At 70.7% G+C, this 11,690-nt stretch carries 10 protein-coding genes; 7 read left to right on the plus strand and 3 right to left on the minus strand.

The window, feature by feature from the left end; genetic code table 11:
• Nucleotides 1–90 precede the first annotated feature (90 nt).
• The 7 genes from SACE_RS10630 to SACE_RS10660 all read left to right on the plus strand — a co-directional run bounded on the left by SACE_RS10630 (nucleotide 91) and on the right by SACE_RS10660 (nucleotide 6,616).
• The gene (locus tag SACE_RS10630; protein WP_009942949.1) at nucleotides 91–909 is read left to right on the plus strand and encodes a helix-turn-helix transcriptional regulator; all 819 of its coding nucleotides are present in this window, start codon (nucleotides 91–93) and stop codon (nucleotides 907–909) included.
• The gene (gene sufB / locus SACE_RS10635; protein ID WP_009942948.1) at nucleotides 906–2,369 is read left to right on the plus strand and encodes a Fe-S cluster assembly protein SufB; all 1,464 of its coding nucleotides are present in this window, start codon (nucleotides 906–908) and stop codon (nucleotides 2,367–2,369) included. The genes SACE_RS10630 and sufB overlap by 4 nt, the downstream gene beginning before the upstream one ends.
• Nucleotide 2,370: 1 nt before the next feature.
• Nucleotides 2,371–3,561, plus strand: a complete 1,191-nt coding sequence (gene sufD, locus SACE_RS10640) for a Fe-S cluster assembly protein SufD (RefSeq protein ID WP_009942947.1) — start codon at nucleotides 2,371–2,373, stop codon at nucleotides 3,559–3,561.
• Nucleotides 3,562–3,608: 47 nt separating this feature from the next.
• Nucleotides 3,609–4,382: a Fe-S cluster assembly ATPase SufC gene (gene sufC, locus SACE_RS10645; RefSeq protein WP_009942946.1), complete on the plus strand. Its 774-nt coding sequence runs from the start codon at nucleotides 3,609–3,611 to the stop codon at nucleotides 4,380–4,382.
• On the plus strand, nucleotides 4,379–5,701 hold the full coding sequence (locus SACE_RS10650; RefSeq protein ID WP_009942945.1) for a cysteine desulfurase: 1,323 nt from the start codon (nucleotides 4,379–4,381) through the stop codon (nucleotides 5,699–5,701). The genes sufC and SACE_RS10650 overlap by 4 nt, the downstream gene beginning before the upstream one ends.
• 10 nt (nucleotides 5,702–5,711) lie before the next feature.
• Nucleotides 5,712–6,170, plus strand: a complete 459-nt coding sequence (gene sufU / locus SACE_RS10655) for a Fe-S cluster assembly sulfur transfer protein SufU (protein WP_009942944.1) — start codon at nucleotides 5,712–5,714, stop codon at nucleotides 6,168–6,170.
• A gap of 92 nt (nucleotides 6,171–6,262) precedes the next feature.
• On the plus strand, nucleotides 6,263–6,616 hold the full coding sequence (locus SACE_RS10660) for a metal-sulfur cluster assembly factor (protein ID WP_425328973.1): 354 nt from the start codon (nucleotides 6,263–6,265) through the stop codon (nucleotides 6,614–6,616).
• Between the two features lie 234 nt (nucleotides 6,617–6,850).
• On the opposite strand, the gene add is transcribed toward SACE_RS10660, so the two are convergent.
• From add to SACE_RS10675, 3 genes are all read right to left on the minus strand, one after another.
• Nucleotides 6,851–7,912, minus strand: a complete 1,062-nt coding sequence (gene add, locus SACE_RS10665; protein ID WP_009942942.1) for an adenosine deaminase — start codon at nucleotides 7,910–7,912, stop codon at nucleotides 6,851–6,853.
• A 233-nt stretch (nucleotides 7,913–8,145) separates the two neighbouring features.
• Entirely contained in the window at nucleotides 8,146–9,024 is an 879-nt protein-coding gene (locus SACE_RS10670; protein WP_011873590.1) for an MOSC domain-containing protein, read from the minus strand.
• A gap of 89 nt (nucleotides 9,025–9,113) precedes the next feature.
• Entirely contained in the window at nucleotides 9,114–11,516 is a 2,403-nt protein-coding gene (locus SACE_RS10675) for a GH92 family glycosyl hydrolase (RefSeq protein WP_011873591.1), read from the minus strand.
• Between the last annotated feature and the right edge of the window lie 174 nt (nucleotides 11,517–11,690).

Below are 11,690 nucleotides of genomic sequence, written 5' to 3' on the forward strand. Positions count from 1 at the left end.
CGTTCACGGCGGGGGCCGCCGATGGTGAGACGAATCACGTGGTGGCTCCGCCCTCTGGTGCCCGCCGACTAAATAGGTAACATTTGTGTTGTGAAAAACGCCGGAACGCCTCAGCGGGCTGCGGCGGCCGACCAGGGCCCCGCGGCCCACCAGGTCGCGCCCGGGCAGCACGCCGACGGGCGTACCCGGCACGCGGTCGCACGGTTGCTGCTGGAACGCGGGCCGATCACCGCGGCGGCGGTCGCCGACGAGCTCGGCGTCAGCCCCACCGCGGTGCGCAGGCATCTCGACGTGCTGCTCGCCGAGGGCGAGGCGTACACGAGGGACGCTTCCGCTCGCGGTCGGCGCGGTCGGGGCAGGCCTGCGAAGCTGTTCCTGCTCACCGAGGTGGGCAGGGCGCGCTTCGGGCACGCCTACGACGACCTGGCGGTCGCGGCGCTACGGTTCATCGCCGAGACCGACGGGGAGCAGGCGGTGCGCGCCTTCGCCGAGCGCAGGATGGCCGCCCTGGTGGCCAACCACCACGAGGCGCTGGCGGCCAGCGGCAGCCCGGCCGAACGGGCCGAGGTGCTGGCCAACGCGCTCACCAGGGAGGGCTACGCTGCCTCGACGCGCCGCGTGGGCAGCGGTGAGCAGCTCTGCCAGCACCATTGCCCGGTGGCGCACGTGGCTGCGGACTTCCCGCAGCTGTGCGAAGCCGAGACGGCGGCGTTCGCCGAAGTCCTCGGCACCCACGTGCAGCGGTTGGCCACCATCGCCAACGGCGATGCGGTCTGCACGACGCACGTCCCGCTCGCTCGTTCCGAGCGCGGCGAGAGCAGTGCGCGAACCGATCCGAAGACTGCCGGCCCGGTCCCGAAGGACCGGCAGGAGACCGCCCCGATTCCTGATGGAGGGGAGCCCGTATGACTGCCGCTGCGGAGCAGCGCACACCCACCACGGTGCCGAACGCCTCTGGCCAGCTCAGCCAGGAGGAGACCCTGGCGACGCTGGGCAACTACGAGTACGGCTGGGCCGACCCGGACACCGCGGGCGCGAGCGCTCGACGCGGTCTCAACGAGGACGTCGTCCGGGAGATCTCGGCCAAGAAGGGCGAGCCGGAGTGGATGCTGGAGACCCGGCTCAAGGCTCTGAAGCTCTTCGAGCGCAAGCCGATGCCCAACTGGGGTGCCGACCTGTCCGGCATCGACTTCGACAACATCAAGTACTTCGTGCGCTCCACCGAGAAGCAGGCCCAGACCTGGGAGGACCTGCCGGAGGACATCAAGAACACCTACGACAAGCTGGGCATCCCGGAGGCGGAGAAGCAGCGCCTGGTCGCCGGTGTCGCCGCCCAGTACGAGTCCGAGGTCGTCTACCACAAGATCCGCGAGGACCTCGAGGCCCAGGGCGTGCAGTTCCTGGACACCGACACCGCGCTCAGGGAGCACCCGGAGACCTTCAAGGAGTACTTCGGCTCGGTCATCCCGGCCGGTGACAACAAGTTCTCCGCGCTCAACACCGCGGTGTGGTCCGGCGGCTCGTTCATCTACGTCCCCAAGGGCGTGCACGTCGACATCCCGCTGCAGGCCTACTTCCGGATCAACACCGAGAACATGGGCCAGTTCGAGCGGACGCTGATCGTGGTGGACGAGGACGCCTACGTCCACTACGTCGAGGGCTGCACCGCGCCGATCTACTCCAGCGACTCGCTGCACTCGGCGGTCGTGGAGATCGTGGTCAAGAAGGGCGCCCGCTGCCGCTACACGACCATCCAGAACTGGTCGAACAACGTCTACAACCTGGTCACCAAGCGCGCCAAGGCCGAAGAGGGCGCGACCATGGAGTGGGTCGACGGCAACCTCGGCTCCAAGGTGACCATGAAGTACCCGTCGGTGTTCCTGATGGGCGAGCACGCCAAGGGCGAGGTGCTCTCGGTGGCCTTCGCCGGTGAGGGCCAGCACCAGGACGCGGGCGCGAAGATGGAGCACCTGGCTCCGCACACGTCCTCGACGATCGTGTCCAAGTCGATCGCCAGGGGCGGCGGCCGCACCTCCTACCGCGGTCTGGTCAAGGTCGCCAAGCGCGCCAACCACTCGGCCTCCACGGTCAAGTGCGACGCGCTGCTGGTCGACACCATCAGCCGCTCCGACACATACCCGTACGTCGACGTCCGCGTCGACGACGTGTCCATGGGCCACGAGGCCACCGTCTCCAAGGTCAGCGACGACCAGCTGTTCTACCTGATGCAGCGCGGCCTGACCGAGGACGAGGCGATGGCGATGATCGTGCGCGGCTTCGTCGAGCCGATCGCGCGCGAGCTGCCGATGGAGTACGCACTGGAACTGAACCGCCTGATCGAGCTGCAGATGGAAGGGGCCGTCGGCTGAGATGACGAGTACCACCACCACCGACGGTGCCCAGCACGGCCTGACCGAGCACTCCCACGGGGGGACTGTGGTTCCGCAGTCCTCCCGCGGGCAGCGCTTCACCTCCTACGACGTCGAGGCCTTCGAGGTCCCTGGCGGCCGCGAGGAGGACTGGCGGTTCACGCCGACCAAGCGTCTGAAGGGCCTGCACGACGGCACGGCCACCGCGACCGGCTCCATCAAGGTCGCGGTCGACTCGGGTGACGCCGCCAAGGTCGAGACCGTGGGTCGCGACGACTCCCGGCTCGGCGACGGCGGCGTGCCCGCCGACCGCATCGCCGCGCAGGCGTGGAGCTCGTTCACCGAGGCCACCGTCGTCACCGTTCCCAAGGACACCCAGCCGGCCGCGCCGATCAGCATCACCGTGGAGGGCCCGGGCGAGGGGCAGACCGCCTTCGGCCACCTCCAGGTGCGCGCCGAGCGGTTCGCCGAGGCCACCGTCGTCATCGACTACCGCGGTTCGGGCGTGCTCGGCGACAACGTCGAGTTCGTCGTCGAGGACTCCGCGCGGCTGTCGGTCGTCTCGATCCACGACTGGGCCGACGACGCCACCCAGGTCAGCTCCGAGCACGCCGGCCTCGGCCGCGACTCGGTGTTCCGGCACCTGGCCGTCACCCTGGGCGGCGACCTGGTCCGGGTCAACACCACCGTCAACTACGGCGACAAGGGCGGCGACGCCGAGCTGCTCGGCCTGTACTTCGCCGACGCCGGCCAGCACCTCGAACACCGCATGCTGGTCGACCACTCGATGCCCAACTGCCGCAGCAACGTGCTCTACAAGGGCGCGCTGCAGGGCGACGGCGCGCATTCGGTGTGGATCGGCGACGTGCTGATCCGGGCCGCGGCCGAGGGCACCGAGACCTTCGAGCTGAACCGGAACCTGGTGCTCACCCAGGGCGCCCGGGCCGACTCGGTGCCGAACCTGGAGATCGAGACCGGCGAGATCGAGGGCGCCGGCCACGCCAGCGCCACCGGCCGGTTCGACGACGAGCAGCTGTTCTACCTGCAGGCCAGGGGCATCCCGCAGGAGCAGGCGCGACGCCTGGTGGTGCGCGGGTTCTTCGGCGAGATCCTGCAGAAGATCACCGTGCCCGAGGTCCGCGAGCGGCTGGAGGCCGCCATCGAGGCCGAACTCGCCGTGGTCGGCGCCTGAGCCCGGCCCACCCACGAAGCTTCCACACACCAGGAGAAACGAAACAAATGGCCACCCTGGAGATCAAGGACCTGCACGGCTCGGTCGTGACCGACGAAGGCGCCAAGCCGATCCTCAAGGGCGTCGACCTGACCGTGAACTCCGGCCAGATCCACGCCATCATGGGCCCCAACGGCTCGGGCAAGTCGACGCTGGCCTACGCCATCGCCGGGCACCCGAAGTACCAGATCGACTCCGGCCAGGTCCTGCTCGACGGCGAGGACGTGCTGGAGATGAGCGTCGACGAGCGCGCCCGCGCGGGCCTGTTCCTCGCGATGCAGTACCCGGTCGAGGTGCCGGGCGTGTCGATGTCGAACTTCCTGCGCACCGCCGCCACCGCCGTGCGCGGTGAGGCGCCGCAGATCCGGCACTGGGTCAAGGAAGTCAAGCAGGCCATGAGCGACCTGGACATCGACCCGGCCTTCGCCGAGCGCAGCGTCAACGAGGGCTTCTCCGGCGGTGAGAAGAAGCGTCACGAGATCCTGCAGCTCGACCTGCTCAAGCCGAAGTTCGCCATCCTCGACGAGACCGACTCCGGTCTGGACGTCGACGCGCTGCGCGTGGTGTCCGAGGGCGTCAACCGCTACACCGCCGAGGGTGACCGGGGCGTCCTGCTGATCACGCACTACACGCGGATCCTCAAGCACATCACGCCCGACTTCGTGCACGTCTTCTCCGACGGCAAGGTCGTGGAGTCCGGTGGGCCGGAGCTGGCCGAAGAGCTGGAGACCACCGGCTACGTGCGCTTCACCGGCAAGAAGGAGGCAGCCGCGCAGTCATGACCGTTCAGCCTCCTCGCACCACTGGTGCGAGCACCACGAACGCACGGGACACCGCCACGCCCCTGGACGTCGCGGCGATCCGCTCGGATTTCCCGATCCTGGGACGCACGGTGCGGGACAACCGTCCGCTCGTCTACCTGGACTCGGGCGCGACCTCGCAGCGTCCCCGCCAGGTGCTCGACGCGGAGCGCTCCTACGTGGAGACCTCCAACGCCGCGGTGCACCGCGGCGCGCACCAGCTCGCCGAGGAGGCCACGGACGCCTACGAGGGCGCGCGCGCCAAGATCGCCCGCTTCATCGGCGCCGGCGTCGACGAGGTGGTGTTCGTCAAGAACGCCACCGAGGGCGTCAACCTGGTCGCCTACGCCATGAGCAACGCCGCCACGTCCGGGGCGGAGGCCGAGCGCTTCCGCCTCGGGCCGGGCGACGAGGTCGTGGTGACCGAGATGGAGCACCACGCCAACCTGGTGCCGTGGCAGGAGCTGTGCCGCCGCACCGGCGCCACGCTGCGCTGGTTCGGCGTCACCCCGGAGGGCAGGCTCGACCTGTCCGACGTCGACGGGGTGATCACCGAGCGGGCCAAGGTGGTGGCCTTCGCCCACCAGTCCAACGTGCTGGGCACGGTCAACCCGGTCGAGCCGCTGGTGGCGCGGGCCAAGCAGGTCGGCGCGCTCACCGTGCTCGACGCCTGCCAGTCGGTGCCGCACAAGCCGGTCGACTTCGGCGCGCTGGACGTGGACTTCGCGGTGTTCTCCGGGCACAAGATGCTCGGCCCCTCCGGCGTCGGCGTGCTCTACGGCCGCAAGGAGCTGCTGGCGGCGATGCCGCCGTTCATCACCGGCGGCTCGATGATCGAGATGGTGCACATCGACCGCGCCACCTACGCCGAACCGCCCCAGCGCTTCGAGGCCGGGGTGCCGATGACGTCCCAGGTCATCGGACTGGGCACGGCCGTGGACTACCTGTCGGTGGTCGGCATGGAACGCATCGCCGAGCACGAGCGCCGGCTCACCGAACCGGCGCTGCGGGAGCTCTCGGCGGTCGAGGGCGTGCGGATCATCGGCCCGCTGAGCACCGAGGACCGCGGCGGTACGGTGTCCTTCGTGGTCGAGGGCGTGCACCCGCACGACGTCGGCCAGGTGCTGGACGACCGGGGTGTCGAGGTCCGCGTCGGCCACCACTGCGCGTGGCCGCTGCACCGCGCTATGGGGGTCCCGGCCACCGTCCGGGCCAGCTTCTACCTCTACAACGAGCTCGACGAGGTGAAGGCGCTGGTGGACGCGGTGCGCGAGGCGCAGCGGTTCTTCGGCGTGGCGTGAGGGGAGCGCTGTGCAACTGGAGCAGATGTACCAGGAGATCATCCTGGACCACTACAAGAACCCGCACCGGCACGGGCTGCGCGAGCCCTACGATGCGGAGTCCTTCCAGGTCAACCCGACCTGCGGGGACGAGATCACGCTCCGGGTCCGGCTGGACGGCGAGGGCTCGGACGCGATCGTCGAGGACGTCTCCTACGCCGGGCAGGGCTGCTCGATCAGCCAGGCCTCGGCGTCGGTGCTGACCGACCTGGTCGTCGGTCGCACCGTCGGGGAGGCGTTCAAGACGCAGGCCGCCTTCGGGGAGATGATGCAGGGTCGCGGGCAGGTCGAGCCCGACGAGGACGTCCTGGAGGACGGCATCGCCTTCGCCGGGGTGGCCAAGTACCCGATGCGCGTGAAGTGCGCGCTGCTGGGTTGGATGGCTTTCAAGGACGCAGTCTCCAGCGTCGGCGTGGAGGAGGCGTCATGAGCGACACTCGTGCCAACACAGAGGGTGGGAACGTCATGACCGACGAGACCCAGGTCCGGACCGAGGACGACGTCCAGCGCGGCGTGGAAGGCATGCCGGAGCCGGCGGCTCCCAAGGCCGACCTCGCCGCGGTGGAGGACGTCGAGGAAGCCCTGCGGGACGTGGTCGACCCCGAGCTCGGCATCAACGTCGTGGACCTCGGACTGGTCTACGACGTCCGCGTCGAGGAGGACAACTCCGCGACCGTGGACATGACGCTGACCTCGGCGGCCTGCCCGCTCACCGACGTCATCGAGGACCAGGCGCGGGCCGCGCTGACCGGTGGTCCCGGTGGCGGGCTGGTGAACGACTTCCGCATCAACTGGGTGTGGATGCCGCCGTGGGGACCGGAGAAGATCACCGAGGAAGGCCGCGAGCAGCTGCGGGCGCTCGGTTTCACGGTCTGACGATCGCATGCGGTCGAGGGGCGCTCCTGCCGGACGGGCAGGGGCGCCCCTCGCGTTTCCCATAGGCTGTCTTTGAACGCACCTTGCTCGGCGGTTCCGGTGGCGGAACCGGGCTCCGGGATCTTTTTCTCACGTATCCACCCATACGCCGCGAAAAGGCTGTCCTCGCCGGAGAACGCCTGAGCACCCGCGGCGGTGCCTGTTTGAAGCGGCTGTGCCGCTTCAAACAGGCACTCAGCGCTGCGACTGCCGCGGGTCCACCGCGTCGATCTCGGCGAGCAGCGCGGTCTTGTCACGTTCGGGAAGGAACGACGCCCGCACGCCGTTGCGGGCCAGCCGCGTCAGCGCCGCCCGGTCGAGCCCCATGCGGTGCGCGGCCCGGTACTCGCCGTTCAGGTCGGTGCCGAACATCGGCGGATCGTCGGAGTTGAGCGTGACGAGCAGCCCTTCCTCGAGCATCCACGGCAGCGGGTGCTCGGTTCCCCTGGACTGCCACGGCGCCCCGGAGGACTCCTGCGTCAGCGCCCGCACCGCGCCCGTGCGCAGGTTCGAGGTGGGGGAGACGTCCACCGGGAGCTGCGTGTCCCGCAGATGGGCGATGAGCTCGGCGTCGGCCACGCTCCCGATGCCGTGGCCGATGCGTTCCGCGCCCAGCGCGCGGATCGCCGACCACACCCGGTCCGGGCCGCGGGTCTCACCGGCGTGCGGCAGGCTGTGCAGCCCGGCGGCCCTGGCCCGGGCGAAGACCTCGCGGAACTGGTCCCGCTCGACCTCCAGGCCGCCGACACCGAAGCCCAGCACCGTCTGCGGGCCGTGCGCGAGGACGGCGTCGAGCGTGCGCTCGCCGGCCTCGGCGCCGTAATCCCCGGCGAAGTCGGGTATCCAGCGGATCCGGATGCCGCTCTCGCGTTCGGCCCGCTTCCTGCCGTGCTCGATCCCGGCGAAGACGACCGGCGCGGGGATGTCGCGCAGCAGGTGGTCGGAGAGGCTGAAGTGCACCTCGGCGTAGCGCACGTTCTGCGCGGCGAGGTTGCGCGCGGTGTCGAACGCCAGCGCGGCGAAGTCCTCCTCGTCGCGCAGCACCTCCACCGCCCGCCGGTAGACGTCGAGGAAGTGGGGGAAGTCGCGGTACTCGTACCACTCGCGGATCTCCCGCAGCGAACGGGAAAACCCGGCGACGGCGTGCTTCTCGGCGAGTGCGAGCAGCAGCGGGGGCTGCATGGAACCTTCGAGGTGGACGTGCAGCTCCACCTTCGGCAGCGCGGCGATGAACTGGTCGATCGATGCTGAGGACACCGGGAACGGCCTTTCGACGGTGACCGCCGGCGGAACGCGCCGGCGTGCTGGCTGGTGAGGTGACGGGAGAAACGCGCGTCACCGGCTACCAGGCGAGATCACCGCGCCTGTGGTCCTGGCCGTAGAGCGGGAGAGCGGGCGTGCGCCTGCGCGGAACCGGGTTCCGGAGCACGGGCGCGACCACGCAGATGACTGTATGCCGCATTCCCCGCCCCGGCAACGAATCCGCCGCGTCACACCCGTTCGGCGGCGTCGAAGCCGGAGTCCAGCTCCACCCGGTCGCCGCGCCGGATCCGCCCGGGGCGCACCACCTCGGCGTAGACCCCGGCGACCGCGCCCCGGCCGTAGCGCTCGGTCGTGATGGTGTTGTGCCGCGCGGGAATCCGCAGCGCCTCGCGGTTGACCGGCAGGTCGCCGTGGGCCAGCGTCGGGATCGCGCAGCGCGGAGTGCCCACGATGACGCGCAGCACCACCTCGGCACCGATGCGCGCGTACCGCTGCGACCAGTCGTTCTCCGCGAAACCGCCCAGCTCCGGCGTGTCGACGACGATGTTCGGCCGGTACCGCACCGGATCCACCGGCGCGCCGGCGTGCTCGTCGATCGCGGCGAGCGTCGCGGTGGTGATCAGGTGCACCGGTGCGGCGTCGACCAGAGTGCCCGGCGGTGCGAGGGAACCGAACTCGTTTTCCTCGATGTGCACCTCGGCGTCCAGACCGCTCGCCAGCACCTCGTCCGGGTCGGAGCGCTGCAGCGTCGCCCCGCCCGGCTTGCGGCTGACGAGCGCTACCTCGCGGCCGAGGTAGGCGCTGAGCGCGGCGCCGGCCCGGGCCGGATCGGCGGTCGACAGGCTCGTCTCCGGCGCGCCCGCGCCGGGCAGCGTCATCGCGACGTGGTCGCCGTCGTGGTCGGCCCGGATGGTGGGGAGCGCCCGCCACAGCCGCGGATTCTTCGCACTGGCGATGCGGCCCGTCTCGACGTCGAGCAGCGCGTAGGCCCGGTCGCCGGCGACCCCGCGCTCGGTCACCTCGCAGGACTCGACGACCTCGCCGAGCATCGACTTGACGGGGTAGCGGCGCAGCACCGATACGGCGCCGACGTGACTTGCTGGCATGTGCGGGACTCCTCGGCCGGTGAACACCCGGCCGACACGCTAGCGGGCACCACCGACCGCGCTGCTCGAGAGTCGTCGTGCGGCATTGCCTAACCGGCGCAAGGCGAAGCCGGCGCCGCATCCGGGCCGGTGCCCCAGCCCGACGGACGGTCCGACAGGGTGTGGTCGACCGAGCCACCGTCGCGCAACTGCTCCCATCCGACCCACACCTGATCGCGCGGTTGCCCGGACACCCGCACGCCGGCGTCGTACTGCAGCCTGCCGCCGTCCGCACCGGGCGCGGTGATGGTCAGCGGCCGCCGACCCGGGAGCTCCACCACAGCGCGCTCGAACCGCGGTGCGTTCAGGACGAACTGCCCGGTGCCCGGGACCGCCGGGTACAGCCCGAGCGCGCTGAAGACGTACCAGGCCGACATCGTGCCCAGGTCGTCGTTGCCCGTCACGCCGTCGGGGGCGTTGGTGAACAGCGTCTGCTGCGCCCGCGCCACCGCGGAGGTCTTGTCCGGGTGGCCGACCAGCGCGTACATCCACGGCGAGTGCAGGTCGGGCTCGTTGTTGGGGTTGTAGCGGAACTGCCCGTAGTAGTCGTAGGGGTCGATGACCCACTCCTCGCGGGCGGTCCGCGCCGGGTCGGTGAGCAGCTTGTCGTAGGCGAAGAACGTGTCGAGCCGCTTCTCGGCCTGCTCCGGGCCGCCGACGGCCTCCAGCAGGCCCGGAACGTCCTGCTGCGTCAGCCACTGGTACTGCCACGCGGTGCCTTCGTGGAACCCGTCGTCGGAGACCGGTTCGTAGGGCGCCACCCAGGACCCGTCGAGGTTGCGTGGACGCGGGAACCCGGTGAACCCGCGTTCGGGGTCGTGCACGGTGCCGTCCCACACGTTGCGCCACGACCGCCCGCGTTCGGCGAACGCCGCCGCGTCCTGCTGCCTGCCCAGCGCGGCGGCCATGATGGACAGCGAGCAGTCCGCCAGCGCGTACTCCATCGTCGCCGAACCGCCGTGGTGCGGGTCGACGTCCTGGCCCTTCTTCGGGAAGTCCGGGTCGTGCTGCACGAACCCCTGCGACAGGTACGACTCGTTGCCCGCGCGGCCCTCGTACGGCGACTCCGCAGGCGGCACCCCGTCGGCGTTGCGCAGCAGCGCCTCGTATGCCCGCTGCTCGTTGCCGGCCAGCGCGCCGAACCGCCACAGGTCGACCAGGAACGGGGTGACCGGGTCGCCGGTCATGGTGTTGGTCTCGTAGTTGGCGTAGGCCCACCGGGGCAGCCAGCCGCCCTGCTCGTCGATGGTGAGCACCGAGCGCGCGATGTCGCGGGCGCGGTCGGGCACCAGCATCGCCAGCAGCTGGTTCTGCGTCCGGTAGGTGTCCCACAGCGAGAAGAACTGGTAGTAGGTCCAGTCCTCGGCGACGTGGATGCGCTCGTCGGAGCCGCGGTAGCGGCCGTCGGCGTCGTTGCCGGTCAGCGGTTGCAGCAGCACGTGGTACAGCGACGTGGTGAAGACCGCCGTGTCGTCGGCGCTGCCGCCCTGGACCCGGATCCGGTCCAGCTCGCGCCGCCAGCGGTCCTGGGTGCGCTCGCGGATCTCGTCGAAGCCCCGCGGCCGGCCGGACTCGTCCAGGCCCTCCGCCGCCAGGTTCGTGTCCGCGCCCTGCTGGTCGACGTGGGAGATGGCGGTGGTCGCGGTGACCTGGCGGTCGCCGAAGGACAGCCACGCGCCGCGCAGGCCGCGCTCGCCGGAGACCGCGCGGCGGCCGGGCTGCCCGCCGTCGGGCTGCCACGTGCCGAACGACGAGATCGGGCGGTCGAACCTGGTCGTGAACCACACCGTGTACTCGCGGCCGCCGCAGAAGCCCTTGCTGCGGACCCAGCCGCGCACCGTGTGGTCGTCGACGACCTCGACGCCGCTGCCGCTGATCGGGTTGTCCTTGTTGGCCTGTCCGACGTTGATGAAGACGTTCGCGGGCGCGGCGTCGCCGAAGGTGTAGCGCTCGACCCCGACCCGGGTGTCGGCGGTGGCCTCGACGTCGATGCCGTCGTAGTCGGTGAGCCTGGTGCGGTAGTAGCCCGCGTCGCCCACCTCGCCCTCGTGGGTGTAGCCCGCCGCGTAGTTCTCGTGGTCGAACTCCTCGGGCCTGGTGGTGTCGAAGTCGTTGCCCGCACCGGGGCCGACCGTGCCCGTGGTGGGCAGCGTGGAGATCAGGCCGCCCTGCTCCCAGCACCCGGCTCCGGAGAGGAAGAAGTGGCCGAAGCCGCGGATGCGCGCGTCGTCGTAGCGCCAGCCCGCGTAGTGCGTGCCGATGGGGCTGACCTGCGTCATGCCGAACGGAGCCGACGCGCCGGGGAAGGTGTTGCCCTCGTCCCGGGTGCCGATGAAGGTGTTGACCGCCTCCACCGGGTCGACCGGCCGCGCGATGGCGGGAGCGCCCGCGGCGACCAGCGCGATCAGGGACGCGACGGCGATCGTGGAGGCTCGGCGCGGGCGCTGCGGCATGGGCTGGCTCCCGTTCGACAACGTTGTCATGGGTCTGAACCCCTTCAACGTAAGAGGCGCCCGCACGAGGCGGCAATGCGCAGGACGAGTGATCGACGGCCGCTCGACGGCTGATCGGACCAGGGCGGTGCGCCGATCGATCCGGGGCCATTGCGGTGGCGGCGGGGCGGGCCA

The sequence above is a fragment of the Saccharopolyspora erythraea NRRL 2338 genome (genome assembly GCF_000062885.1).
Lineage (GTDB): Bacteria > Actinomycetota > Actinomycetes > Mycobacteriales > Pseudonocardiaceae > Saccharopolyspora_D > Saccharopolyspora_D erythraea.

Coding starts and splice junctions, on each gene's coding strand:
- sufB (WP_009942948.1), top strand. CDS start 906: ATGACTGCCGCTGCGGAGCAGCGCACACCCACCACGGTGCCGAACGCC.
- sufD (WP_009942947.1), top strand. CDS start 2,371: ATGACGAGTACCACCACCACCGACGGTGCCCAGCACGGCCTGACCGAG.
- sufC (WP_009942946.1), top strand. CDS start 3,609: ATGGCCACCCTGGAGATCAAGGACCTGCACGGCTCGGTCGTGACCGAC.
- SACE_RS10650 (WP_009942945.1), top strand. CDS start 4,379: ATGACCGTTCAGCCTCCTCGCACCACTGGTGCGAGCACCACGAACGCA.
- SACE_RS10660 (WP_425328973.1), top strand. CDS start 6,263: ATGCCGGAGCCGGCGGCTCCCAAGGCCGACCTCGCCGCGGTGGAGGAC.
- SACE_RS10670 (WP_011873590.1), bottom strand. CDS start 9,024: ATGCCAGCAAGTCACGTCGGCGCCGTATCGGTGCTGCGCCGCTACCCC.
- SACE_RS10675 (WP_011873591.1), bottom strand. CDS start 11,516: ATGCCGCAGCGCCCGCGCCGAGCCTCCACGATCGCCGTCGCGTCCCTG.